At 39.5% G+C, this 24,853-nt stretch carries 24 protein-coding genes and 1 pseudogene; 17 read left to right on the forward strand and 8 right to left on the reverse strand.

The window, feature by feature from the left end; translation table 11 throughout:
- Nucleotides 1–537: an ROK family protein gene (locus tag M1E86_RS07470; RefSeq protein ID WP_426099327.1), complete on the forward strand. Its 537-nt coding sequence runs from the start codon at nucleotides 1–3 to the stop codon at nucleotides 535–537.
- 77 nt (nucleotides 538–614) lie between these two features.
- Here the strand turns inward: M1E86_RS07470 and M1E86_RS07475 are convergent, their stop codons facing one another.
- Entirely contained in the window at nucleotides 615–1,349 is a 735-nt protein-coding gene (locus M1E86_RS07475) for an MFS transporter (protein ID WP_426099328.1), read from the reverse strand.
- 94 nt (nucleotides 1,350–1,443) lie between these two features.
- Nucleotides 1,444–1,782, reverse strand: a complete 339-nt coding sequence (locus M1E86_RS07480) for a hypothetical protein (RefSeq protein WP_426099329.1) — start codon at nucleotides 1,780–1,782, stop codon at nucleotides 1,444–1,446.
- Nucleotides 1,783–2,400: 618 nt separating this feature from the next.
- On the opposite strand from M1E86_RS07480, the gene M1E86_RS07485 reads away from it, so the two are divergent.
- A complete protein-coding gene (locus M1E86_RS07485; RefSeq protein ID WP_213913331.1) occupies nucleotides 2,401–3,114 on the forward strand; it encodes an RNA polymerase sigma factor FliA in 714 nt (237 codons plus the stop codon).
- Nucleotides 3,115–3,451: 337 nt separating this feature from the next.
- Here M1E86_RS07485 and M1E86_RS07490 read toward each other — a convergent pair whose 3' ends face one another.
- Nucleotides 3,452–3,901: a GNAT family N-acetyltransferase gene (locus tag M1E86_RS07490; protein ID WP_426099330.1), complete on the reverse strand. Its 450-nt coding sequence runs from the start codon at nucleotides 3,899–3,901 to the stop codon at nucleotides 3,452–3,454.
- Nucleotides 3,902–4,109: 208 nt separating this feature from the next.
- Here M1E86_RS07490 and cbpA point away from each other — a divergent pair, with 208 nt between their 5' ends.
- From cbpA to M1E86_RS07520, 6 genes are all read left to right on the forward strand, one after another.
- Nucleotides 4,110–5,048, forward strand: coding sequence for a curved DNA-binding protein (cbpA, locus tag M1E86_RS07495; protein ID WP_125890840.1), 939 nt, complete (start codon nucleotides 4,110–4,112; stop codon nucleotides 5,046–5,048).
- Nucleotides 5,048–5,341 (forward strand): chaperone modulator CbpM, encoded by a 294-nt coding sequence (locus tag M1E86_RS07500; RefSeq protein WP_213913329.1) that lies wholly within the window; start codon nucleotides 5,048–5,050, stop codon nucleotides 5,339–5,341. The genes cbpA and M1E86_RS07500 overlap by 1 nt, the downstream gene beginning before the upstream one ends.
- 90 nt (nucleotides 5,342–5,431) lie before the next feature.
- Nucleotides 5,432–5,734, forward strand: a complete 303-nt coding sequence (locus M1E86_RS07505) for a hypothetical protein (protein ID WP_413776177.1) — start codon at nucleotides 5,432–5,434, stop codon at nucleotides 5,732–5,734.
- A gap of 10 nt (nucleotides 5,735–5,744) precedes the next feature.
- Nucleotides 5,745–6,251 carry a contact-dependent growth inhibition system immunity protein gene (locus M1E86_RS07510; RefSeq protein ID WP_125890844.1) on the forward strand — a complete coding sequence of 169 codons (507 nt, stop codon included), beginning with the start codon at nucleotides 5,745–5,747 and terminating at the stop codon, nucleotides 6,249–6,251.
- The gene (locus M1E86_RS07515) at nucleotides 6,230–6,664 is read left to right on the forward strand and encodes a hypothetical protein (RefSeq protein WP_213913328.1); all 435 of its coding nucleotides are present in this window, start codon (nucleotides 6,230–6,232) and stop codon (nucleotides 6,662–6,664) included. The genes M1E86_RS07510 and M1E86_RS07515 overlap by 22 nt, the downstream gene beginning before the upstream one ends.
- Nucleotides 6,665–6,672: 8 nt before the next feature.
- On the forward strand, nucleotides 6,673–7,176 hold the full coding sequence (locus M1E86_RS07520) for a contact-dependent growth inhibition system immunity protein (RefSeq protein WP_213913327.1): 504 nt from the start codon (nucleotides 6,673–6,675) through the stop codon (nucleotides 7,174–7,176).
- Nucleotides 7,177–7,474: 298 nt separating this feature from the next.
- On the opposite strand, the gene M1E86_RS07525 is transcribed toward M1E86_RS07520, so the two are convergent.
- Together M1E86_RS07525 and M1E86_RS07530 are read right to left on the reverse strand one after the other, a co-directional pair.
- Nucleotides 7,475–8,092: a bifunctional 4-hydroxy-2-oxoglutarate aldolase/2-dehydro-3-deoxy-phosphogluconate aldolase gene (locus M1E86_RS07525; RefSeq protein WP_213913326.1), complete on the reverse strand. Its 618-nt coding sequence runs from the start codon at nucleotides 8,090–8,092 to the stop codon at nucleotides 7,475–7,477.
- 12 nt (nucleotides 8,093–8,104) lie between these two features.
- Complete coding sequence (locus tag M1E86_RS07530; RefSeq protein WP_213913325.1) at nucleotides 8,105–9,064, reverse strand: sugar kinase; 960 nt, start codon at nucleotides 9,062–9,064, stop codon at nucleotides 8,105–8,107.
- A 203-nt stretch (nucleotides 9,065–9,267) separates the two neighbouring features.
- Between M1E86_RS07530 and kdgR the strand changes: the two genes are divergently transcribed.
- Both kdgR and M1E86_RS07540 read left to right on the forward strand, forming a co-directional pair.
- Nucleotides 9,268–10,050, forward strand: coding sequence for a DNA-binding transcriptional regulator KdgR (kdgR, locus tag M1E86_RS07535; RefSeq protein ID WP_125890849.1), 783 nt, complete (start codon nucleotides 9,268–9,270; stop codon nucleotides 10,048–10,050).
- Nucleotides 10,051–10,224: 174 nt separating this feature from the next.
- Nucleotides 10,225–10,584, forward strand: a complete 360-nt coding sequence (locus M1E86_RS07540; protein ID WP_248468223.1) for a hypothetical protein — start codon at nucleotides 10,225–10,227, stop codon at nucleotides 10,582–10,584.
- Between the two features lie 52 nt (nucleotides 10,585–10,636).
- Here M1E86_RS07540 and M1E86_RS07545 read toward each other — a convergent pair whose 3' ends face one another.
- A complete protein-coding gene (locus tag M1E86_RS07545) occupies nucleotides 10,637–12,679 on the reverse strand; it encodes a choline transporter (RefSeq protein WP_004255510.1) in 2,043 nt (680 codons plus the stop codon).
- Nucleotides 12,680–12,888: 209 nt separating this feature from the next.
- Here M1E86_RS07545 and betI point away from each other — a divergent pair, with 209 nt between their 5' ends.
- From betI to betA, 3 genes are read left to right on the forward strand one after another with little or no spacing between them, the layout of a single operon-like run.
- On the forward strand, nucleotides 12,889–13,491 hold the full coding sequence (betI, locus tag M1E86_RS07550; RefSeq protein ID WP_213913323.1) for a transcriptional regulator BetI: 603 nt from the start codon (nucleotides 12,889–12,891) through the stop codon (nucleotides 13,489–13,491).
- 22 nt (nucleotides 13,492–13,513) lie between these two features.
- Nucleotides 13,514–14,992: a betaine-aldehyde dehydrogenase gene (betB, locus tag M1E86_RS07555; RefSeq protein ID WP_213913322.1), complete on the forward strand. Its 1,479-nt coding sequence runs from the start codon at nucleotides 13,514–13,516 to the stop codon at nucleotides 14,990–14,992.
- A 39-nt stretch (nucleotides 14,993–15,031) separates the two neighbouring features.
- Nucleotides 15,032–16,711 carry a choline dehydrogenase gene (gene betA / locus M1E86_RS07560; protein ID WP_213913321.1) on the forward strand — a complete coding sequence of 560 codons (1,680 nt, stop codon included), beginning with the start codon at nucleotides 15,032–15,034 and terminating at the stop codon, nucleotides 16,709–16,711.
- Nucleotides 16,712–16,973: 262 nt separating this feature from the next.
- Here betA and cutA read toward each other — a convergent pair whose 3' ends face one another.
- A complete protein-coding gene (gene cutA, locus M1E86_RS07565) occupies nucleotides 16,974–17,321 on the reverse strand; it encodes a divalent-cation tolerance protein CutA (RefSeq protein WP_125890855.1) in 348 nt (115 codons plus the stop codon).
- Nucleotides 17,322–17,960: 639 nt separating this feature from the next.
- On the opposite strand from cutA, the gene M1E86_RS07570 reads away from it, so the two are divergent.
- The 3 genes from M1E86_RS07570 to M1E86_RS07580 all read left to right on the forward strand — a co-directional run bounded on the left by M1E86_RS07570 (nucleotide 17,961) and on the right by M1E86_RS07580 (nucleotide 21,495).
- Nucleotides 17,961–19,433, forward strand: a complete 1,473-nt coding sequence (locus tag M1E86_RS07570; protein WP_102139301.1) for an anion permease — start codon at nucleotides 17,961–17,963, stop codon at nucleotides 19,431–19,433.
- A gap of 638 nt (nucleotides 19,434–20,071) precedes the next feature.
- Complete coding sequence (locus tag M1E86_RS07575) at nucleotides 20,072–20,944, forward strand: DMT family transporter (protein WP_125890857.1); 873 nt, start codon at nucleotides 20,072–20,074, stop codon at nucleotides 20,942–20,944.
- 230 nt (nucleotides 20,945–21,174) lie between these two features.
- The gene (locus M1E86_RS07580; protein ID WP_213913320.1) at nucleotides 21,175–21,495 is read left to right on the forward strand and encodes a hypothetical protein; all 321 of its coding nucleotides are present in this window, start codon (nucleotides 21,175–21,177) and stop codon (nucleotides 21,493–21,495) included.
- A gap of 53 nt (nucleotides 21,496–21,548) precedes the next feature.
- On the opposite strand, the gene M1E86_RS07585 is transcribed toward M1E86_RS07580, so the two are convergent.
- Complete coding sequence (locus M1E86_RS07585) at nucleotides 21,549–22,640, reverse strand: NADH:flavin oxidoreductase/NADH oxidase (RefSeq protein ID WP_125890859.1); 1,092 nt, start codon at nucleotides 22,638–22,640, stop codon at nucleotides 21,549–21,551.
- Between the two features lie 541 nt (nucleotides 22,641–23,181).
- On the opposite strand from M1E86_RS07585, the pseudogene M1E86_RS07590 reads away from it, so the two are divergent.
- Nucleotides 23,182–24,506, forward strand: a pseudogene (locus M1E86_RS07590) (CitMHS family transporter).
- The last annotated feature ends 347 nt before the right edge of the window (nucleotides 24,507–24,853 follow it).

Here is a 24,853-nt window from a genome sequence, read left to right on the forward strand (position 1 = left end):
TTGGGAACTGGATGTGGCGGTGGCTATGTCGTACATGGCAAACTACTCAATGGTATAAATGCATGTGCAAGTGAGTGGGGGCATAATCCTTTACCGAGTTACTCACTAGACGTTGATGGCGAAAGTACGACTTGCTACTGCGGTAGAATAAACTGTATTGAATCGTTTATTTCAGGAACCGGTCTTGAAAGACAGTATTTATCAAGAACAGGAGAACACTTAACATCACATGAGATAATAGAGTTAATGAGAGGGAATGATCCTGACTCGCTAATGACTTGGGATTTATATAAAAATCAATTACACCGATGCCTAGCATCCATTGTTAACATGTTAGACCCCGAAACTATTGTACTGGGAGGCGGTCTGTCAAACGTGCCTGAAATAATGTTGCACATTAACCAATGTGTTGGTCAATATGTATTCGGTGGTGTTTGCAATACCCATTTCGTTACTGCTAAGCACGGGGACTCAAGTGGAATTAGAGGCGCTGCATGGATGGGACGCCAACTATATAAGCAAAAAAGAGCACGTTAGATATTAAGAGTGCTAAAACTAATATTGCATCTGAAGACGTCACAGCCCAAAAGCAATTAAAGGGCTGTCATATAATCTCAGCTACACTCCATATGAGCTTTGGCACAGGCGTAAATTAATATATTTGATATCAGAATAAAAATAATAATAACCAGAGGGGTGTTAACCAGAAAACCAGACTCATAAGCATAGGGTAGGGCAATTCCACCAAAGATATCCCCTGTCAAAAATGCGGTTTGTATTAAACCAAAAATATGCTCGGCATTTCCTTTGCGTGCAATCTCCATCTCAACCAGATTAATTAATAGTGAGCAAACGGTTCTAAACATATACATGGCAATAGCCGAGATGGCGAAAACAATCGGGGAGCTAAATTTTATTGACCAAAACATACCATAGAGCATCAGCATGCATAAAACAGAAAAAACGAGTAATGAGATAGGTTTATCTTTGTCAGAAAAAATAAACATAAAAAGGTTCTTGAGTACTAGCCCGGTGATCACACCTAATGATAGCACTAGGCCAACATTTGTATCTGAAAAGTGCATGTTTTTTAAATACACCGGAATAATGGGTAAGATCAGTGCCCAACTGGCGCCACTGATAATAAATGCAATAAATAAAATTAAATCTGCTTTACTGAGAAAAGGGAAAAATGAAGTGTTTTTTTGGGAGCCTTTTTTTACTAATGGTTTCTCAGTTTTTGGTATTTTTAATGAAGGAATGGCTACAATGGCGATTAATACCATGACCCCGCTAATCAATAAGGCGGAACGATATGGGGTTTGATCGATAATTGATAAAATCGTCACTAGCCCTCCTGCAATAAAAGCCCCAAGGCTTTGTGCAATTGTGCTTAAATTATCGGTGTGTAGCAGGACTTTATTTTGTTCCTGTTTATCAATATTAAAAAATCAGTGATTTAAGTGCAATAGCGATAATACTTGCCCCCATTCCCGCTATCAAACCTGACGTGACAGCGATAGCCATGCCTGTGGGATAGGCTCTAAGAACAAGGCCGCCTCCATATAGAAAAAAGCCCACCATTAACCCATGCTTAGTGCCAATTTGGGACAGTCCTTTGGCATAAAGTAGTGAGCAGGCCCCCGCAATTGCCATCATTACGTACGAAATTGAAAATAACGTTAATTGCGCCTGCTGTTCCCAATAGATGGGCTGCAATGTTTTGGATATCCACATTGGGAAAAGATAGAAAAAATAAAAGAAATATATTTTGTATATCATTTTTCTTCTTAATTATTTAAGTTTAAATTAAAAGATAATAACCTCAAAATATCTATGTGCTATTTTACTTCTTAATTAAACTAATATGCTATTACATTAGTGAATGTAAAAATACATTATATAATTTAAATCTGTCAAATAATAAGTTGTTTACCTTGTTAGTTCGAATTAACTTAATGTTTAATTAATATTAATTGTATTTAATAATGATATTATTTATATATAATCCATTAATCTGATTATTTTCATTGCCATTATTTCCCATATCTAGTGCTATGTTTACTTTGGTTATCATGCTTAGTGTTAAGCTAGCTTGCTGCTTACCGATAACTTTACTTGCTTTAAGAAGGCTAATTTAGTCAATAACAAAGTCTAAAGCCCAAATCTGCAATTTAATGACAAAATCACATCTCAACAAAACAACTACTCCCACTTGTATCACCAGTAAAATTCCCTAAAAATTGTGTTAAAACAATCGTTAACATTGCAATCATTCAAATTTTACCTATTTAGGATAAGGCAAATAAAGCTATATTTAGTGCCTTACTCTACGGATTGAATTCAAAACCAACACAGATAATGAATACCTTTTATAGAGCTTGAAGGGTGATTCAGGTTGTGAGTGATTTGTATACTGCCGAAGGTGTGATTAATAAAAATAGCCTATGGGAGCGTTATTACCCTCTAATACGCCATGAAGCCCTGAAACTGCAAGTCAGACTACCCGCCAGTGTTGATATCGACGACTTAATTCAAGCGGGGGGCATCGGTTTACTGCATGCATTGGAACGTTTCGATGTCACCCAAGGGGCGTCATTTGCCACTTATGCAGTGCAAAGAATTCGGGGTTCGATGCTAGATGAACTGCGTAGCCGTGACTGGGTGCCGCGCAGTGTGCGTCGCCAAGCACGAGAAATGACTAAAGCCATTGGCGTGCTGGAGCAATCGTTAGGCCGCAGTGCCACTGAACCGGAAATTGCTAAAGCGCTGGATATCGACCTTGCGGAGTATCGCCAAGCATTACTGGACACCAACAATAGCCAACTGTTTTCTTATGATGAGTGGCATGAAATTCATGGGGAAAGCTGTGAGCCGCAAATGGATGAGGACGATGGTGGTAACCCGTTGAGTCTGTTGCTAGATTCCAGTTTGCGTGACCAAATTGCGGCGGCAATCAATCAGTTGCCAGAACGCGAAAAAATGGTGCTGACGCTGTATTACCAAGAAGAGCTAAATCTGAAGGAGATTGGGGCGGTGCTGGAGGTTGGGGAGTCGAGGGTGAGTCAGCTTCATAGTCAGGCTGTAAAACGCCTCCGCGGCAAATTGAAGTGATGCTCGTCATACTTCGCATTGTGGGGGTGTCGACTGCGCTCGGCTACTCGGGTCACATACTTATGTATGCTCCCCGAGATATCCTCTCTGGTCTTCTACCCACAATACGAATTATTTAGAGCATCAGCATCGAGGGATTTTTAATAAAACCTAAATTGAAACTGTTTTTTAGATATTTCCAGTGTTTTTCATACTGATGTATGCTATTAGGGCTAAACTAGCTTGCCGCCTAGCTGTAGCACGAATTATTTAGAGCATACGCATAGGGGTATTTTAAAGCTCATTTAAATTTTTTTTTTCTACTATATTTCTACGCTTTTAACGATGTTACTTTCTATTATTCATCCAGCTCTGCCGATCTAGCCAAATAATTCCCTGCCGTGGTGTGCCAAGCTCTTGGGGATTGGGTGAAGCCCAGTTTTAAATATTCGGTGAGGTTGCTGTCGGTGGCGAAAAATAAAATCTGGCAGTCGGCGGGGAGTTCTTCAGCGACGAGGCGCATTAATTGGCGGTCGATGCCGTGTTTTTGATACTGAGTATCAACGGCCAGTTCGCAGATATAACAACAAGAACTAAAATCCGTTACCGTGCGGACAAAACCGACCACCTGTTCCTCATCCCATGTACTAACCAATAAATCTGCGTTATTTAGCATTGCATCCAATTGAGTAAGATTATCGGTTGGCACCATTTCCTTAAATGGAGACTGGCGAATTAACCGAATAAAATCCTCGATAGAGATGGCAAAATTGACTTTATAGTTCAGGCGATTGGCGAGAGTATCCATAGAGTTCCCCTATTAATCAAACGACACTCTTATAGGTTTAGCTTGAAATAGCGTAATTTTCCTGTTTTTGTGTAACTTTATCATGGCCTAGCTATTCCAATTAATGCGTAAATGTCCTAAGTTAAATTCAAGGTAATCGTGATGTTTAGCCCAACTGGGTAAATACCATAAGAATTCTATTCAACAGATAAGTGAACGAGATATTACTATGGAACTAAAGGATTATTACAGCATTATGGGTGTCAAGCGCACCGATGATTTAAAAACCATTAAGACCGCGTATCGCCGTTTAGCGCGAAAATATCACCCCGATGTCAGTAAAGAGCCGAATGCTGAAGCGCGATTTAAAGAAATTGCAGAGGCGTGGGCGGTACTCAGCGACAAAGAAAAACGCGCAGAATACGATGAAATGTGGGAGCACAGAAATGACCCCTATTTTAACCAAGCCAATCAAAGCCAACAAAGCCACACATATTCTCAGCAAGGGTTTGATGCAGGTGGTTTTGATGACATTTTTTCATCGATGTTTTCCCAACGTGCACGGGGTGGCACAAGGCAGGCACGCAGCCGTCGCGGGCAGGATTTAGAGGTTGAACTAGCTGTTTTCCTTGAAGAAACCCAAGAACCCCATAAACGTACCATTAGTTATAACTTACCGGTCTATAACGCATTTGGTTTTATCGAAAATGAAATTCCCAAAACACTTAATGTGACTATCCCCGCAGGGGTGATTGATGGGCAACGTATTCGCTTAAAAGGGCAAGGCACTGCGGGGGAGAATGGCGGTGAAAATGGCGATCTATGGATAACCATCCGCATTGCACCGCATCCATTATTCGATATTAAGGGCCATGATCTTGAAGTGGTTGTACCATTAGCCCCTTGGGAAGCCGCTCTAGGGACAAAAGTCACCATTCCAACATTAAAAGACCCGATTGTGATCACCGTTCCTGCTAATAGCCAAGCTGGCCAAAAATTACGCCTTAAAGGTAAAGGGCTGAAACATAAAGGTACAGCAGGGGATCTGTACGCGATTATAAAAATCGTGATGCCGAATAGCAGTAATGCAGAAGCGGATGCACTGTGGCGGAAATTGGCGGAGACTCAACAGAGTTTTGACCCACGTAAAAATTGGGGAGGTAAATAATGGAACAGTTCACATCATTAACCGTTATTGATTTTTGCGTTCATACTGGCATTGCTGAAGATGAATTACAGGAAATCGTCGGCCTTGGGATAATTCAACCCATTGAAACGACTAATGAGTGGTTGTTTGATGACCAAGCGGTGGTCATTATGAGAAGAGCCGTGCGTCTTTACCATGAATTAGAAATTGACTGGCCGGGCATCGCAATGGCAATGAGCCTATTGGATCAAAATGAAATGCTCCGACGCGAAAATGAGATGTTGCGTTTACAGTTAAAACGTTTTATTGGTTAGTTAGCCAATAATTTAATTATTCATCACCACAAGCCTTAATAAGTAAATTAGGTTTGTGGTGGTTATTTATGAGAATGCTATTATTTTCTAATATTTGACTATCTTACAAAAAATAAAGAAGCGATAAGTGTAAAAACATTAGATACGGGAGCTAAAACATATCAAAACCCAGTTAAGATCAGTTCAAAAATCAACGGATATATAAATGATGTGGTTAATTTCAAAGGAATAAACAGCATTAAATTTAAGCTTGAAAAGTCAAGTGTAAAAAATAAAACGATAGAGTTAGCTATACCGTGTAAAACTACTCCAGCGCAATGGATTGAAATTAATAAATCAATAATTTACGCTAATGATAAAAACATAAAACTTAATATAACGGTTGTTAAGTAAGGAACAATATATGCTTGATTATGATTCTGGGGATAATGTATCAATCCGAGTTAACGAACGATTTTATTTTATATTTGTTCTTTCGGGATATCATTTTTTTGTTAGAGATAATGAGACGCCCGTTTATTGTTTGGAAAAAGATACTACTGAAGAAAAGTTAGGTGAAATGTTAAAGTTAGCATTAAGTCAGTGTCGAATTATAGATCCGTATGAAAATTCTGATTTTTTTGATAGAAAGAGGATTGATGAAGACTATAAAGAGTGGGTTGGTGATGTGTTAATTAAATGTAAGTTTAAAAGTATAAAATCACTTTTTTTAAATATGATGTCATGCAGTATTAAACGAATTAATGGTAACATTATATTGCAACCTAGTTTGCATAAAAAACTAAAAGATTGGACGAGAGATGGATATAGTGATGATGATGATATTATTTTACCGGATACAGTAACAAACGCAGAATTAGGTAAAGCCATAAAAGAAGTGCTTTCTCGTTGCCGAAGTATGGTCAAGTAAAATGTCTAGGCTGCAGTGAAGGCGTTTACAAGCAAGGCTATCCATTTGAAGATTATATTGGTAAATCTAGAAAACTAGCGGATAGTGAAAGGTTACCTGCGGGGACGGAAACATTTGACTATTTTATAAAAAATAAAGAAGCGATAAGTGTAAAAATATTAGATACGGGAGCTAAAATATATCAAAACCCAGTTAAGGTCAGTTCAAAAATCAACGGATATATAAATGATGTGGTTAATTTTAAAGGGATAGACCAATCAAGGCTCACACTGCTAAATTCAGATATCAAACTAAGGACTATAGAAATAGCAATCCCAAGTAAAACAACTTCAGATCAATGGGTGGAAATTAATAAATCCATAGCTTATTCTATAGAGAATAATATTAATATGAAAATTACAATAGTAAAATAGGGGGGGAGATGGAAAACTATGACTCTGGAAATAATATATCCATTCGAGTAAATGATTTGTTTTATTTTATTATGGTTTTGTCAGGGTATCATTTATTTGTAGTAGATGATACGGTTCCTATAGTATCAGTTAATAAAAAAGTCACAAATAGTGAGCTAGGTAAATTATCTAAAGTTGCTCTAAAAAAATGTAGAGTTATAGATCCTCATGTAGATAACTTTTTTTTTAATAGAGATCGCCTTGCAGAGTGTGAAAAAAAATGGCTCAGTGAAAACTTACCTTCTCTTGGTTTCAAAAATAAAAAAATTTTTTATCAATCAATGATGTTATGCAATATTAGAGAGAAAAATGGTTTTTTAACATTAAGGCCAACACTCCATAAAAAACTAGAAACATGGACGGGGAATGGGTTTACTGAGGATGACTATATTGTTTTGCCGGATAGTGTTTCTGATGAAGAACTCGGTGAAGCCATAAAGGAAGCTATATCTCGTTGCCGAAGTGTTATTTGAATTTTATCTTATTAGATAGTTAATAATATTTTTAATGTGGTATATAAGTAGTATTAATAAAATTAACTTTACTGGTTTTATTCTGTTAAAATAAAATGTATTCGGTTTAATTTAATTTTTATTTATTTGTAAATTATTTAAGTAAATTTATAATTTAAATTATTAGTAAATTGTATTATATTCTTTGACTAATTTGATAAAGCTAATAATTAAACAATATTTTAATGAACACGAACAACAAAAAAACCCTTACCATCCAGTAAGGGCGCAATAACAACAACGAGATTTTTATTATTAATTAAATAGCCGCTGCTTTGGCAATGAGTTTGCCGAGCTCTTGCCAGTTTTCACTGTCAATAAGGTCATTCGGCACCATCCATGAACCGCCGCACACTAATACAGAAGGTAATGCGGTGTATTCTTTAATGTTTTTCACACCGATCCCGCCAGTTGGCATAAATTTAACCGGGTAAACGGCGCTGAGTGCTTTGAGCATGGCAACTCCGCCAGAGGCTTCGGCTGGGAAGAATTTCAATGTGGTGAGGTTAAATTCAAGGGCTTGCTCCACTAAGCTTGGGTTATTCACCCCAGGAATGATAATTACGTTCTTTTGTTGGCAATAAGCCACAATTTTCGGGTTAAAGCCTGGGCTGACGATAAAATCCACACCCGCTTCAATGGCTTGGTCAACTTGCGCAGTGGTTAATACCGTACCTGCGGCAATCAGTAATTCAGGGTAGGCCGCGCGCATATTTTTAATCGCTTGTATCGCTGCAGGGGTGCGGAAGGTGACCTCTGCACATGGCAGGCCATTTTCCACTAAGGCTTTTGCCAATGGAGCACCATGTTCTGCATTATTAATGGTGATCACAGGAACAACATTGAGTTTCTTAATTCTTTCAACTAATTGATTCATGGTTAAAGCCTCTTAACATTTTACTAAAGCAGTGGTTGGCATGGCCTCGGATGGAATAATCGCTCCCCGGTGTTGGATGACGGTTCCAGCCAGTAAATGACCTGATTTTGCCGCTTCGCATGGGTTGCCACCTAAAATACGGCAAGCAAGGTAGCCGGCACTAAAGGAATCCCCTGCGGCAGTGGTATCAACAACATGGCTTATTTTATTCGCAGGGACTTCAATACGTTCGTTATCAATAACGACGAAGCAAGCCTTAGCACCGCGCTTGATCACGATTTCATTCACGCCATATTGTTGGGTACGTGCAATTGCATCATTTTCATGAATGTCGCCATAAAGTAACTGTTCGTCATCAAAGGTCAAAAAAGCGATGTCGGTTAAAGTGAGAATTTGCTGATAAGCCTGTTGAGCGGCTTGTTTGGAAGACCAAAGTGCGGGGCGATAGTTATTATCGAAGACAATTTTGGCACCATGCTGTTTAGCTTGCTGCAACATTTCAAATAACAACTGGCGTGAAGCATCAGGCAAAATGGCTAAGCTGATGCCACTTAAATAGATAAATTGTTGTGAATTAAGTACTTGCTGTGTGTGGGCTTTGCTATTGCTATCAAGACAGACGGCATCAAGCCAAAATTTTGCCGCGGCATTATCTCGCCAATAGAAAAAGCGACGTTCGCCATCAGCGGAGGTTTCGATTAAATACATCCCAGGCAAATGTTTATCCGAAATAAAGACTTCGTCAGTATTGATGCCTTCTTGTTGCCAACTGCTTAGCATTTGCTGGCTGAATGGGTCCTTTCCTAAACCGGTGATGTAACGGGTTGTCACGCCATGGTCTTTGGTCAAACGAGACAGGTATAGTGCGGTATTGAGTGTATCTCCACCAAAGGTTTGCTTATATAGCTCCCCTGACTTTTGCAATTCAACCATGCATTCGCCAATAACGGCAACTTGCGGATGTGTATTCATTTTCACCACCTGCGTGATTACGACTTAATAAACTATTGCGGACTTAATGATGCTATTAAAACCCATTTCAAATAGAACTTCAATAAAAATGAAACGCTGTTTTAAAAATATTAAATCACCGTTCTTGTTTTTATCATGATAGCCACTTATGCTATCCGCTAGGGTGTAATGTCGATATCAATTTATAGGATGATGGAAAAGTAATGGATAAAACGACTCAAACGGATGCCGTTTCAGCGGTAGTTAAGGTATTCAGCATTCTTAGTGCCCTTGGTGAGCAAAAAGAGATCGGCGTGTCTGAGCTTTCGCAGCGCTTATTAATGTCAAAAGCCACCACATTTCGTTTTCTGCAAACGATGAAACAGTTAGGTTATGTGGATCAAGAAGGTGAAGCGGATAAATATTCCCTAACATTGAAATTATTCGAGTTGGGAGCGAAGTCCCTTGAGTATGTGGATTTAATTGAAATTGCAGATACAGAAATGCGCCGTATTGGCCAATTGACCCATGAAGCCGTACATTTAGGGGCTTTAGATGAAGATGCTATTATTTATATCCATAAAATCGACTCGAGTTATAATTTACGCATGTATTCACGGGTTGGGCGTCGTAACCCATTGTATTGCACCGCAATCGGTAAGATTTTACTCGCTTGGCAAGATGAAGGATCCATTCGTTTAGCATTGAAAAACGAAACTTTTAGCCAAAAAACGGCAACAACGATTTTAACGTTAGAAGACCTGCTGGTGGAATTAGCCACCGTTCGTGAATGCCATTATGCGCAAGACCGAGAAGAGCAAGAACTAGGCCTGCGCTGTATTGCTGTGCCAGTATATGACCGGTTAGGTCATGTGGTTGCAGGGTTATCTATTTCGTTCCCAACCATTCGTTTTGATGAGCAGCGTATTGATGAATACGTCCAATTACTGAAAACAGCGGGGCGCAATATTTCAGAGAAAATGGGTTATCACCAATATCCATTATAGGGGGATATAACAGAATTAAGCCATTTTCAATAATGTATCAATCAATTGATTTAATAACCCAGGTAAATTATTTATTTGAATATTAAGATTTTATAAATTTCACCTATTATTATTCAACACCATGTGTTGCTGCTGACATATAATATTTGCTTATGGACACAGCAGGAAATAGATATGTTTAAAAAGGTTATTGTTGTTATTTTTCTTTGTTTCACTTCTTATGGCTTTGCCAACGATTTTACATTTAAAGAAAAGTCACCCGCTGATCGCGAGTTTAATCAAGACTACCAAGGAATTAAAAAATTACAGACACAACAAAAGTTTGTCTTTGATCCCAAAAAGAAACTTCCACAAGAAGAACAAAGTTATCAAGCTTTGTTAGAACAGCGAAATGCAGATGAAAATGCGTTTTCAAAACATTTTAATGTGTGTGATGTTAACCCGACGGGAGCGGGGTGCCCTCATTCAATGGCTTGGATGAATGACCGCCAGAAAATGAAGAAAATGCTAGAGCAAGCGGGCCGCCCTTATTGATAAGTTGTTCATTTGTTGACTCTAAGGGAGCATCGCTCCCTTAGAGTTCAAGCTAGACAGATTCAGGGAATGTTAAGGTTGCCCCGGGGGCTTCACGGCTTAAATGAATGAAATTCATATGTTTTTCATATTGGTCTAGAATATCGCTAATCACTTGTTCTTTGGTGTAATCCATTAAATCATTCCCTTGTGAGCCTTCCCATAAGAAGGTTTCTAAGCGGTAATAATGGGATTTCCCTGAACGTGCGCGATAGGTAAAACCGGGAACTGAATAGCGCTGTGGCCACACTTGGTAAATAAAGCTTTGTTCTTCGCCTAGGTCGACCGTTAATTCTAAATGGTCTAATCGCTCATCAGCAATGGGTGGCAAGGTGTTAAATTCCACTTTTGCTCCCCTTAAACTGAGCTCTTTTGCCACTTCTTGCATGGCAGGAATGCAGACCAAATCAAGCATCCGCTGGGTATAAGTCGTTCCCGGGAAATTCATCACTCGTCCCAAACGCTGTTTCCAATTGAGTGTTCCGTTGCCATATAGTGGTGCAGGGGCATTGGTATTTAGCGAACTAACGCGTCTAAAGTCCTCAACTTTTAATGACTTATATAGCCCAGCCATAATAAAGAAGATAACAAAACTAAAGGGCAAGCCCATGATCACCGTCGTATTTTGTAACGCAGCGACGCCATCCGTCATTAACATCCCTAAGGTAAGTAAGCCAATTGCGACAGACCAGAAAATTCGCAACCAATTAGGGGCGTCATTGTTAATATCACTGAGTTTTGAGGTGAAATTGCCTAATACTAATGAACCGGAGTCAGCAGAGGTGACATAGAACAACAGCCCAGTAATGGTTGCAACAGAAGCGGTTAGGCCAAAGCCGGGGTAAAGTTCAAGCAGTGAATAGAAGCCTTTTTCGGGGGCGTCGAGGACGGTTTTTGCAAGTTCACTATTGCCGTGAATGATTTCATATAATGCACTATTACCAAAAATAGATAGCCATAATAGTGTGAAAACAAATGGAATAATTAATGTGCCAATCACAAACTGTCGAATCGTTCGTCCGCGCGAAATACGAGCAAGGAATAACCCAACAAATGGTGACCATGCTACCCACCATGCCCAGAAAAACAGCGTCCAGCTATTCATCCAATCCGTTGGGCGGTCAAAGGCAAAGCTGTTGAGGGTCATACCCATAAAGCGGTTAATATAGTCCCCCACATTCAGCACTAAGGCATTGAGTAGGAACTCAGTATCGCCGACAAATAAGATAAATAAAATCAAACCAAATGCTAAAAGCACATTGAGCTCGGATAACACCCTAATACCTTTATTTACCCCAGATGTGGCGGAAATTACAGCCATAATCACCGATAGCAGGATCAACCCACTTTGCACGGGGAGCCCTTGAGGTAAGTCGAATAAGACTTTGAGACCATAATTCAGCTGAACAACCCCGATCCCCAATGTTGTTGCGATACCGAAAATCGTCCCTAATACCGCAGCAATATCCACAGTATGGCCAATTGGGCCGTCAATCCGCTTGCCAAATATTGGATAAAGTGCGGAGCGAATGGTCAGCGGCAAGTTATAACGATAACTGAAATAACCCAGTGCAATTCCCATTAAGGCATACATAGACCAGCCCGTTAGGCCATAGTGGAACAGTGTCCACACCATCGCCTGACGAGCTGCTTCTAAGGTTTCGCCTTCGCCCGTTGGCGGCAGCATATATTGGGTGACCGGCTCAGCGACGGAGAAAAACATTAAATCGATACCAATTCCTGCGGCAAATAGCATCGCAGACCAACTGAGCACGCTAAATTCAGGTTTAGATTGCTCTGGGCCGAGTTTGATATTACCAAAGCGTGAGGTTGCAACGAAAATGACAAAAACAATATAAAGCGTTGCTGCTAACAGATAATACCAACCAAAGGTTTTAGATACCCAGCCAAGGGCGGCAACGATCCACTGATTTGCTGTTTCGGTCATCAAGATGGTGAAAAAAGAAAACGCCAGAATAAGACCGGCGGAAGTAAAAAAAACCACAGAGTTCAGTTTATCCTTCTGCTTATTTTTTGGACTATTTTGAGTTGTCATTGGACATTCCACATTTTTATTTATTTAACAGGTTAAAATTACTTTCTAAGCTAATTTATTGATTTATCAGCAAAGATTTGGTTTTTGTTATCTTCTCTCTTATGTTAATTGTGAATGGATTGTTGTAAACAATAGTTAATATTGATTGAACATTCAATCAAAAAAACGTTTAATACAAGGGATCAATGTATTTTTTAGGTTCAAATACTATGCCGAAGATAGGAATGCAGTCGATACGTAAACAACAGTTAATTCAAGCCACATTGGCTGTGATTAATGAAGTTGGAATGCAGGATGCCAGTTTTGTGTTAATTGCCCGTAAAGCCGGGGTTTCTACAGGAATTATTAGTCATTATTTTCGTGATAAAAATGGCTTGCTTGAAGCCGCTATGCGCCATATTCAATACCAACTAGGGTTTGCGGTGGCAATACGTTTACGGATGTTGACCGGAGCGGAGCCAAAACGACGAATTCAGGCAATTGTTGAAGGCAACTTCGACCCAACGCAAACCAGTGAGGCCGCGATGAAAACGTGGCTAGCCTTTTGGGCTAGTAGTATGCATCAACCGAATTTAAATCGTTTACAGCAGGTTAATGACCGGCGCTTGTATTCAAATTTAAGCTATGAGTTTGGGCGGGTATTAAACAAAGCGGATGCGCGGATGGCCGCGAAGGGGCTGGCGGCGTTAATTGATGGCTTATGGTTACGTAGTGCTTTGAGTAATGAGCAATTTCCTGTTAAGGATGCACTCAAAATCACTAACGAATATATCGATATGCAACTACAACGTGCTGAGGTTTTAGAAACTTAATAACCAATTCAGAGGAGATAATATGCAACATCCACCGATACATAAGCTTTATATTCATGGTGGTTATGTCGACAGTTCACAACCTGAATGCGGGCAATTTCCTGCAATCAACCCTGCAAATGGCGAAACTATCGCAAATCTGCAATCTGCGACCCTTGAAGATATCCAATGGGCGGTAGAAAGTGCCAAACAAGGCCAAGAAGTCTGGGCGGCAATGACCGCGATAGAACGCTCACGTATTTTACGCCGTGCGGTGGATATTTTACGGGAACGTAACGACGAGCTGGCCTACCTCGAAACCCTTGATACGGGCAAACCACTTTCTGAAACGCGTTATGTAGATATCGTCACAGGGGCTGATGTCCTTGAATACTATGCAGGTTTAATCCCTATGCTGGAAGGACAACAGATCCCTCTGCGTGACAGCTCGTTTGCTTATACCCGTCGTGAACCGCTGGGGGTTGTCGCTGGAATTGGCGCATGGAATTACCCTATCCAAATCGCATTATGGAAGTCAGCACCTGCTCTGGCTGCAGGTAATGCGATGGTGTTCAAACCCAGTGAGGTCACGTCGTTAACTGCATTAAAGTTAGCTGAAATTTATACTGAAGCGGGGGTGCCTGCTGGGGTGTTTAACGTGGTGACAGGCCAAGGCGGTGAAGTGGGGCAATGGTTAACGGAGCACCCTGATATTGCCAAAGTTTCATTCACTGGGGGGATCGCAACGGGTAAAAAAGTGATGGCGAATGCGTCGGCCTCTTCTTTAAAAGAGGTGACGATGGAACTAGGCGGCAAATCACCTCTAATTATTTTTGATGATGCAGATTTAGATAAAGCTGCAGATATCGCCATGATGGCGAACTTTTATAGTTCCGGCCAAGTGTGTACCAATGGAACACGGGTTTTTGTGCCAGAATCGCTTAAATCACAGTTTGAAGACAAGATCACGGAACGTGTGGCGCGCATTAAAATAGGTTCTCCCATTGACGATAATACTAACTTTGGGCCATTAGTCAGTTTCGCACATATGGAAAATGTGTTGCGTTATATTGAGTTAGGCAAACAACAAGGTGCGAAATTATTGTGCGGAGGTGAACGTTTGATGGATGGCGATTTCGCTCAGGGAGCGTATGTTGCACCAACGGTATTCACTGATTGCCACGATGAGATGCAAATCACACAGGAAGAAATTTTTGGTCCTGTCATGAGTATTTTAAGTTACCAATCTGAAGATGAAGTGATTACCCGTGCAAACAATAGTGTATATGGGCTTGCTGCAGGGGTTGTGACACAGGATCTCACGCGTGCGCATCGTGTTATCCATCAATTAGAGGCTGGGATTTGCTGGATTAATACATGGGGTGAATCACCCGCTCAAATGCCAGTAGGGGGGTATAAGCATTCCGGCGTTGGTCGTGAAAATGGCGTAATAACACTGCAAAATTATACACAAGTGAAATCCATTCAAGTGGAACTGGGGGAATTTGCATCCGTTTTTTAATCACATCATTTTAATTTGACTGAAACAGAGGAGATAACAATGGTCTACGACTATATTATTATCGGTGCTGGTTCAGCCGGTAACGTTCTTGCTACCCGCCTGACAGAAGATCCAGATGTTACTGTGCTGCTCCTTGAAGCAGGAGGACCGGACTACCGGTTCGACTTTCGCACACAAATGCCAGCGGCATTAGCCTACCCATTACAGGGGCGACGTTATAATTGGGCTTATGAAACTGATCCTGAACCACATATGAATAACCGACGAATGGAATGTGGTAGAGGGAAGGGGCTCGGAGGCTCATCATTAATTAATGGGATGTGTTATATCCGAGGGAATGCTCTAGACTTTGACGGCTGGGCTGAGGCGCCTGGCTTAGAAGACTGGCGTTACCTCGATTGCTTACCTTATTTTAGAAAAGCAGAAACGCGTGATATTGGCCCGAATGATTACCATGGTGGAGATGGCCCAGTCAGTGTGACAACACCGAAGAATGGCAATAATGTGCTATTTCATGCGATGGTGGAAGCGGGTGTACAAGCTGGGTATCCACAAACTGATGATTTAAATGGGATCCAACAAGAGGGTTTTGGCCCGATGGATCGCACGGTCACTCCTCAAGGGCGACGAGCAAGTACAGCAAGAGGATATTTGGACCAAGCGAAAAAGCGCCATAACCTGACCATTCGTACCCATGCCACTACGGATACCATTGAGTTTGAAGGGAAAAAAGCGGCGGGTGTGAAGTATTATCAAGGTAATAGCACTACGCCAACGGTGGTAAAGGCGCGTAAAGAGGTTCTGTTATGCGCAGGTGCGATTGCATCTCCACAAATTTTGCAGCGCTCTGGGGTTGGGCCTGAAGATGTGCTGACAGAGTTTAATATTCCAGCCGTGCACGTTTTACCCGGTGTAGGGCAAAACTTGCAAGACCACCTTGAAATGTATTTGCAATATGAATGCAAACAACCAGTTTCATTATATCCAGCCTTAAAATGGATAAACCAACCCAAAATAGGCGCTGAATGGCTATTTAAAGGGACTGGAATTGGCGCAAGCAACCAATTTGAAGCGGGTGGGTTTATTCGTACCAGTGAAAAATTTGCTTGGCCAAATATTCAATTCCACTTTTTGCCTGTGGCGATTAACTATAACGGTAGTAATGCCGTTAATCAGCATGGTTTTCAAGCCCATGTAGGCTCAATGCGTTCGCCTAGCCGAGGGCGCGTTCGTTTGAAATCTTTAGACCCAAGGCAGCATCCGAGTATTTTATTTAACTACATGTCATCGGAACAGGATTGGGAAGAGTTTCGTGCTGCTATTCGTATTACCCGTGAAATTATGGCTCAGCCAGCACTTGACCCATATCGTGGGAAAGAAATTAGCCCTGGTAAACAGATTAGTACGGATGACGAGCTAGATGCATTTGTCCGCGAGAGAGCTGAAACTGCTTTTCATCCATGTGGTACATGCAAGATGGGGCACGATGAGATGGCAGTGGTTGATGGTGCAGGACGCGTTCATGGAATTGAAAATTTACGAGTTATCGACGCATCAATTATGCCGCTGATTATTACGGGTAATTTAAATGCAACGACTATCATGATCGCGGAGAAAATCGCCGATAAAATTCGAAACCGACCTCCGTTGCCCACAAGCGATGCTGAATATTATGTCGCTGGTGATAGGCCGGTAAGAAATCAGCCATTAAGAGGCTAACTTTATGCACTAAGGCTTTACGTACAAAGTGATTGATATTTATATCAGTCGCTTTTTTTGTTAGCTAGACAGAATATGTATTGGTGAATTTTAGGCAAAAAAAACCTCCAAATATAAAGGAGGGAAAATAAATATAAAGCGAGCTTATTTATATAGCATTAATTTTCGGTAAACCATAGCCGACCAGTTAAATTTATTTATACAAAACGATTCTAGCTCACAATTTATAACGTTATTGTTATTAAATTCAGATTAATACCTATTATTTAACGGAGCTAATCAGCCATCGTAAGTAATTATCTTCCACTTGACTTGGGTCTAAGCGAATGAGTTCTGGAGTTTCATATGGGTGTATTTCTTTTATTGCCTTAAACAAATTGAGTTGATTTCCTTGGGTCGTTTTGATCAAAAGCAAAATCTCCTTATCTTGCGTGATATTATCATGCCATAGATAAACTGATGTTATTTCAGGAAGTAGAGAAACGCATGCAGCTAAACGATTGGCTAGTAAATGTTGGGTAATTTTAATTGCGTTTTCATGGCTATTCGTCGTGCATAACACAATACATGGGCTTTTTGCATTTGTGGTATAAATTTCATTAGTGGACATTTCATTTCCTTCTTAGTCATATTTGGATGTGTTTTGTTGCTCATATTTAGATTAGGAATAAAAATTTTATTGAAAAAAGCATAATCACTATAAGTGTTTTTTAGCATGATTAGATTAGATAATAAGTAATGATAATTAAGGATGAAGCATCGTTCCAATGGTGGCCTGTGTGTTTTTTGCTCAGAAACTGCCATTGTTATAATTTTTTATATATTCAATATAATTTAGAGTATTTCTTGATTTTATTTTATTAATTCGATTCAGCAAGCATAAATTGAGGGCAAACTATAAAAATAATTGAAATTTTAGTATATTAAGAAACAAATTAGATTATGAGATAAATGTGAGTGCATGTGCTGCTAGCCGAGTAATAGAACAAATAATAAGCCCAACTTTATTTTTACCCTTATTCATTTAAGGGTAGGCTTACCTTTTTATGCAAAAAATATGAAAGATTAATTACTGAAATAATATATTACGTCCCGTTACAAAATAACGTGAATTTGTATTATAAAAGAATCTACGTACTGATAAATATCAAGGTTTTTTAGCTATATATTGTTAACCTAAAGATAAAATTAGAATATATAACTGAAATTACTCTGTATTTCCATCTTTAAACGTGTATGGATAAACCTTATGAATAAACTAACACCTTTAAAACCTGTTCCAACATTAATCGCAGTTGCAATAACATTAATTATTTGGTTTTTAATTCCTGTTCCTGAAGGTGTTAATCCAAATGCGTGGCATCTTTTAGCATTATTTGTAGGCACAATCGCTGCTATTATTGGTAAGGCTTTACCAATAGGCGGAGTTTCTATTGTCGCAATTTCATTAGTTGCAGTTACTGGAGTCACTAATCCTGAATCAACTAAAGGGGCAATTGCGGATGCATTAAGTGGTTTTTCTAATGACTTAATTTGGTTAATTGGTATTTCTATCATGGTTTCCATGAGCTTGAACAAAACAGGTTTAGGGGCAAGGATAGGGTATTATGTCATTTCTTTATTTGGTAAAAAAACATTGGGTATTGCTTATTCATTGGCAATAGCAGAAACAATATTGGCTCCTGTGACACCAAGTAATACCGCTCGAGGTGGGGGAATTATTCACCCAATTATGCGTTCTATCGCTGATAGTTTTGGGTCTAAGGCGGATGATGGTACTGCTGGGAAAATCGGTCGTTATTTGGCTTTGGTCAATTACAATATTAACCCGATTACGTCTGCAATGTTTATTACGGCAACAGCCCCAAACCCACTGATAGTCAGCCTGATTGTCAGTGAGTTAGGGCAAAAAGGGGAGCTAACTTGGGGAATGTGGGCTATTGCCGCATTTGTACCAGCCATTATCTCTTTGATTTTAATGCCATTGGTCATTTATTTGATGTACAAGCCTGAAATCACCTCTACGCCGGATGCGCCTAATTTTGCCAAAGAACGTTTACAACAATTAGGGCCAGTTTCATTACCTGAAAAATTAACATTAGCTGTTTTTGGGTTGCTATTACTGATGTGGGCAGGTGTACCAGCAATGATCTTTGGGCCTGCATACAGTGTGAATGCAACAACAGCAGCATTTATTGGTTTAAGTATTTTATTAGCAACAGGTGTCATCAATTGGGATGATGTCTTAAAAAATAAAGGGGCTTGGGATACGGTAGTTTGGTTCTCTGCTTTAGTGATGATGGCATCTTTCTTAGGAAAATTAGGCTTAATTAAATGGATGTCAGTTTCAGTCGAGGGAGCCATTGCGAGTATGGGAATTAGCTGGGTATGGGGGATGTTGATCCTTGTTCTTATCTATGTTTATTCCCACTATTTCTTTGCCAGTACAACAGCGCATATTACCGCAATGTACGCTGCATTTTTAGCCGCGGGATTATCTCTCGGTGCACCACCAATGTTGTTAGCATTAACGCTTGCTTTCTCATCATCATTAATGATGTCACTCACTCATTATGGAACAGGTACCGCACCAATTATCTTTGGTTCTGGCTATGCCACATTAGGCGAGTGGTGGAAAACCGGTTTTGTTATGAGTGTCGTTAACTTAGCCATCTGGTTCTTTATTGGTAGCGTTTGGTGGAAGTTCTTAGGTTACTGGTAATTAGCTAAATTAGTGATTAAAGATATTTAATAGAAATCGGGCTATTAGCTCGATTTCTTCGTTTAAAACCCCATGCTATAAATAAGTGGCTATTGTAACAACCAAACCACTAATTATCGAAATCAGCATCACTTTTCCCCAACTGAAGACTGACGACGATTTTAATGCGTGTTGCCATAACAAACTTATTTCATCCGCATGCGCATATTTTCTCTTATTGATCGCAATCTTAATTTTTTTGATTGTATCGTTATCTATCGGTAATGTTTTTTGAATAACCATACTATGACCTTCCCTTAAGCTGAAGATGTAAATTCAATCAGTAAGACTGGTAGTTGTTTGTTTACTTTAATTATCTCAGGTCATATAAAAAGAAAAATTGATGGGCTTGCATGCAAACTTCCTCATTTATCGTATTTGAAATGAGACTTAATCTATTTAGTAAGAAAAAAGCCAGCTTGGAAGAAAAATTACCGTTATTAAGAGGAAATAACGCTTAATTTAAGGTCATATTTATCATTTTTTAACGAGATATTATTATTTGGAACGTTCGGAGTTAAAGGCTATAAATGGGATTGGTTTACATGAAAAAGTAGGTATGATGTAGTAGAGGGTCATTTAATTCGTTCGAGGAACACATGTATTCACAAAGAAAGGCAGAGTTTTTCTTGGTGCTTACCACGATAATTGCGGCTTGGGGATGGGTGTTTTCCCGAGAAGCAGTGCAGGGAATGCCAATATTTGCCTTTCTTGGTAGCCGTTTTTTATTCGCTGCTATCATTTTAGCCCCTTTTTGTGGGGGCGAGAAAAATAGAATAGCGGTAAAGCAATTACCCAAAATATTAATGACTGGCGGTTGGATGTCATTAAATATGGTGCTTTGGATCCACGCAGTTGCGATAACAGACTCAATTGGCGAAGGGGCCTTTATCATGAGTCTGGCGATGTTATTTGTTCCTCTAGTTGCATGGGTAATTTTAAAAAATAAACCTGTGCGTTATTTCTGGGAGGCTCTCCCTGTCGCTGTTCTGGGGCTGGCATGTTTAACACTATTCAAGGCTCAACTTGAGTTTAAGGCAAGCCAACTATGGTTTCTTGGCGCTGCAATTGTTCAGGCTATCTATTTTTGTTATACCAGTTTATATACTCGAACAATTCCTCTGTTGCCGTTAACGACCATTCAACTTGCTTGTACTGGAGTGACAGGGTTAGTTTTGTCACTCTTTTTGGAAGAATGGCCAAGTAGCATCACAGTACCCACTATAATGTGGTTTATTGCTAGTGTGGTGATAGCAACGAGTTTGCGGTTTGTATTACAGCTGATTGGTCAAAAAAATACCACAGCAGGAAATGCGGCAATTATTATGATCCTTGAACCTGTTATGACTGTATTTGTAGCGGCTATTTGGTACAGTGAAAGAATGCCTTTTATCCAAATTGTTGGCTGTGTGCTAATTTTATCATCATTATTCTATTATCGATGGCGTTGTTCTAATTCATTGCCCAGGTGAAATACACATAATAAAATATGGGACAAGACAGATTTTTTATAAGAAAACAGCTATGATTAATATGAATAGTCAGTGATAGGGATGTTAATCTTAATAAGAGCGTCTTATTTGGTGAATTAAGATTAATGGTATTGAAAACATAAACAAGATATCCAAAATAGCGTGAACTAGGAATAATAGAGGTTTATTATTATCATCTTAGTTAAAGCTAAATAGGAAATGGGCATAAAATGAAAAAATTAGCATTAATATTAGGTATGGCAGGAGCAATGGTTGTGTTGTCTGCATGTTCTGATGAAAAGTCAGAAATTGCTGAATATAAAGAGAATTTTGTGAATACCTGTGTGGTTGCATCAGGAAACCCGCAAGGTGAAACGGCAAATGCAGTCAGTGCAATTTGTGGTTGCGCCTACGATAAAACAATTGAAAAATATGGTTTAGCTGAGTTTAAACGTATGGATGCGGAAATAGAAAAATCAGGTACTGCAGAGCCTGAATTCCAAAAAACCATGATTGAATTTGTGCAACAGTGTTCGACTAGCGCGCGTTAATAATTTATGACTCGCAGCTATTATCAATTAACAATAGCTGCGAGTTTATTACTTTACTTAAATAAGTGCTTAAATTGATGTGGGGCACAGCGCCGGTATTGTGGCGCAACGTCTATTTGTTCATTCAATTCACTCGCAGCTCGCCAAGGCCATCGCGGCTCAAATAAGATCCCCCTACCAATAGCGACAAAATCAGCTTGATGGGTTGCAAGTATCGCTTCGGCTTGCAACGGCTCTGTAATCAGACCTACAGCAATCACGGGCATCATACTTTGTTCATGGATCGCTTGTGCTAATGGTACTTGGTAATTCGGGCTTAATGGAATTTGTTGTTTCGATGAAAGCCCGCCGGAAGAAACATGAATATAATCGCAACCTAAATCTTCTAACCGTTCAGTAAGTTCGATAGATTCAGGAACATCCCAGCCATTATCAATCCAGTCAGTAGCAGAGATTCGCACACCCACAGCGATATTGGGATTAATCGCTTCTCGGATTTCATGGAATATATTGACCAGAAAACGGCTTCGATTCTCAAAATTACCGCCATATTCATCTTGTCGCAAGTTTGATATTGGTGATAAGAATTCATGCAGTAAATATCCGTGAGCAGCATGGATCTCAATAACGTCAAAACCGGCTTTTTCAGCACGAATGGCGGCGTCAATAAATTGCTGTTTGACCTGTAAAATTTCATCAATCGTTAATGCATGTGGGATTGCGTTCTCACCAAAAGCGATTGCTGATGGTGCAACAGTTTGCCAACCATTGGGTTGTGTAGGCTGGATACTGTTACCCCCTAACCAAGGTAACTCGGTTGATGCCTTTCTACCTGCGTGAGCGATTTGTACCCCGAAACGCGCATCTGAAAAATGTCTGATATCGTTGAGCATTTTCTGCATGGCGACCATTTGTTCGTCATTCCATAAGCCTAAGTCTTTGTAGGTAATACGCCCTTCAGGAACAACAGCACTGGCTTCTACAATCACTAAGGAGGCCCCTGATAAAGCAAGGTTCATATAGTGGGCGTTATGCCAAGCGGTTGGCATGCCATTTTCTGCGGAATATTGGCACATCGGGGGAACAATGATTCTATTTTTCAACGAAACTTGGCTTATTGATGCAGGTGAAAAAAGGCGACTCATTGGAACATTCCTTATTAGCAAACTTAAATTATTTTAATATTATACTGAGTTTGCCAAAGTTTTTTTGTGAGATGGTGTGGTATTACGGGGCAAATTTTATTTTTACAGCGGATTGGTAATAGAAAATCAAGCGAATTTTTGAATATTTGACCAAAATCATAAAAAGTATATTTCCCTAGTAACATGATGAAAAAGGAGGGAGAAAATATAAAAAAATAAGAGAAAAAATAAAATATTATAATAATCATTGATTTTTGATTGTTATAATTCTGTAACTTATAAATAAAATAATAACTCCCACGCCAGAGTGGTGTTAATGCTTGTTTATGGTTTTAATGGTTCTAATAGAGAATAAAACTATTTTTTTATTTTAAATGATAATTTAAATAATGATTAATACATTGTTTGTGAAGCAAAAATATAAAATATTCCTTGCGGTTATATTAAATGGTTTATATAAGAAATATGCTTATTAAGCTAATGCGAGCCAAGCTGAAATTTGTGTTCACCTGAAAAATATAATTCTAAGAAGGAAGTTGATGTGCTGACAATTATTGGTATTTTAATCATTATATCGATAGTAACATTATTGATGATGGGGAAAGTTAGCCCAATTATCGCAATGTCTTGTATTCCCTTTATTGGTGCTTTATTTGCTGGTTATTCGGTTGCTGAAATTTCAGTATTCTTTGAAAGTGGGATTAATAAAGTTTCAAAAGTCGCAGCGATGTTTTTATTTGCGATTTTATTTTTTAGCTTAATGAAAGACCTGCATATTTTTGATCCGTTGATCCGTTGATCCGTTTAATGGTTAAAATGACGCGTGGGAATATTATTGTTGTTTGTATTATGACAACGTTAATTGCAGGAGTTGTCCATTTAGATGGTTCAGGCGCTGCGACATTTTTAATTATCATTCCTGCATTATTACCTTTATACCGTCAACTGGGGATGAGCCCATATCTCATGTTGCTGCTGATGTGTGCCAGCATGGGGGTCATGAATATGGTGCCTTGGGGCGGGCCGTTAGGCCGTGCTTCGGCTGTCACTGGCATTGATGCTTCGACCTTATGGCAACATTTGATCCCAGTACAACTCATTGGTATGGGGGGAGCAGTGGTATTTGCTACGTTAATGGGATTTCGTGAGAAAAGACGTATTGCCGCAGCGAGTTTGAAAGGAACAACACCATATGAAATGGATTCTTTGTTACCTGTTAGTGATGACACTGCCGATATAACCGAAACGGTACAAAAACCTAAGAAACCACTTATCAATGGTGGGTTAATTGTCGCCTCTGTTGTCTGTTTAGCATTTGGTTTATTATCTGCACCTTATGTTTTTATGATCGCACTTTCCATTGCCTTGATGGTTAACTTCCCTAACCCTAGGGACCAAATGAAAATTTTGGCAGCCCATGCGCCACAAGCATTGGGAATGGTTGCCATTATCTTAGCGGCAGGAGCATTTTTAGGTATTTTATCTGAAGGTGGCATGCTTGAGTCAATTGCAACAGACTTAACCGCTATTTTACCAACAGAATGGGTTTCTAAAGTCCATATTTTTGTCGGTATTTTAGGCGTGCCGATGGATATTTTTACCAGTACCGATGCTTACTATTTTGCCTTACTACCAATAATTCAACAAATTGCCGCCACAGTTGGTGTTGACCCATCTTCCGTTGTTTATGCGATGGCGATAGGTAACAACGCAGGGACTTTCGTGAGCCCATTCTCTCCAGCAGCATGGTTAGCAATGGGATTAGCTGGAATTGATATGGGGCGCCACTTACGTTATTCGTTTGGTTGGATTTGGTTGTTTAGTTTCTTTTTGTTAGCAGTTGGTTCAGTTATCGGTCTTTACTAGGTTTTTTTGTTCTTAACTACTTGAGAACATTGAAAGATGTTCTCAAGTATTATCCAAAGATGATTATTATTTTTTCATCTTTATAACTATTTATGATAGATTAATATCCAACCTTAACGAAAGGTGTTCCGTAGCTCCTATCTCTATTGATTACCTTTCCTACATAAAGTTTACGCACTGAGTCTTCAGCTTTACGTCCGATAAATTCCCACCTATCACTATCACGTTTAATATTGTCTCGAGTAAAATTAGGCTTATTTGGGCTTCTAGATTAATAGGGAGTAGGTGATTTTTGTGTGTAGAGCTAAATTAGGAATAAATTGATAGTCTTCTTCTTGACAATTAGA

Source organism: Providencia sp. PROV200, from assembly GCF_049901995.1.
Taxonomy (GTDB): Bacteria; Pseudomonadota; Gammaproteobacteria; order Enterobacterales; family Enterobacteriaceae; genus Providencia; species Providencia rettgeri_E.

What these genes read in the sequence shown, in the direction of transcription:
- M1E86_RS07490 (WP_426099330.1), bottom strand. Translation starts at nt 3,901, where the DNA reads ATGGATACTCTCGCCAATCGCCTGAACTATAAAGTCAATTTTGCCATC.
- betA (WP_213913321.1), top strand. Translation starts at nt 15,032, where the DNA reads ATGGTCTACGACTATATTATTATCGGTGCTGGTTCAGCCGGTAACGTT.
- M1E86_RS07570 (WP_102139301.1), top strand. Translation starts at nt 17,961, where the DNA reads ATGAATAAACTAACACCTTTAAAACCTGTTCCAACATTAATCGCAGTT.
- betB (WP_213913322.1), top strand. Translation starts at nt 13,514, where the DNA reads ATGCAACATCCACCGATACATAAGCTTTATATTCATGGTGGTTATGTC.
- M1E86_RS07585 (WP_125890859.1), bottom strand. Translation starts at nt 22,640, where the DNA reads ATGAGTCGCCTTTTTTCACCTGCATCAATAAGCCAAGTTTCGTTGAAA.
- betI (WP_213913323.1), top strand. Translation starts at nt 12,889, where the DNA reads ATGCCGAAGATAGGAATGCAGTCGATACGTAAACAACAGTTAATTCAA.
- M1E86_RS07540 (WP_248468223.1), top strand. Translation starts at nt 10,225, where the DNA reads ATGTTTAAAAAGGTTATTGTTGTTATTTTTCTTTGTTTCACTTCTTAT.
- cutA (WP_125890855.1), bottom strand. Translation starts at nt 17,321, where the DNA reads ATGTCCACTAATGAAATTTATACCACAAATGCAAAAAGCCCATGTATT.
- M1E86_RS07520 (WP_213913327.1), top strand. Translation starts at nt 6,673, where the DNA reads ATGGAAAACTATGACTCTGGAAATAATATATCCATTCGAGTAAATGAT.
- M1E86_RS07575 (WP_125890857.1), top strand. Translation starts at nt 20,072, where the DNA reads ATGTATTCACAAAGAAAGGCAGAGTTTTTCTTGGTGCTTACCACGATA.
- kdgR (WP_125890849.1), top strand. Translation starts at nt 9,268, where the DNA reads ATGGATAAAACGACTCAAACGGATGCCGTTTCAGCGGTAGTTAAGGTA.
- M1E86_RS07480 (WP_426099329.1), bottom strand. Translation starts at nt 1,782, where the DNA reads ATGATATACAAAATATATTTCTTTTATTTTTTCTATCTTTTCCCAATG.
- M1E86_RS07530 (WP_213913325.1), bottom strand. Translation starts at nt 9,064, where the DNA reads ATGAATACACATCCGCAAGTTGCCGTTATTGGCGAATGCATGGTTGAA.
- M1E86_RS07525 (WP_213913326.1), bottom strand. Translation starts at nt 8,092, where the DNA reads ATGAATCAATTAGTTGAAAGAATTAAGAAACTCAATGTTGTTCCTGTG.
- M1E86_RS07580 (WP_213913320.1), top strand. Translation starts at nt 21,175, where the DNA reads ATGAAAAAATTAGCATTAATATTAGGTATGGCAGGAGCAATGGTTGTG.
- M1E86_RS07500 (WP_213913329.1), top strand. Translation starts at nt 5,048, where the DNA reads ATGGAACAGTTCACATCATTAACCGTTATTGATTTTTGCGTTCATACT.
- M1E86_RS07510 (WP_125890844.1), top strand. Translation starts at nt 5,745, where the DNA reads ATGCTTGATTATGATTCTGGGGATAATGTATCAATCCGAGTTAACGAA.
- M1E86_RS07545 (WP_004255510.1), bottom strand. Translation starts at nt 12,679, where the DNA reads ATGACAACTCAAAATAGTCCAAAAAATAAGCAGAAGGATAAACTGAAC.
- cbpA (WP_125890840.1), top strand. Translation starts at nt 4,110, where the DNA reads ATGGAACTAAAGGATTATTACAGCATTATGGGTGTCAAGCGCACCGAT.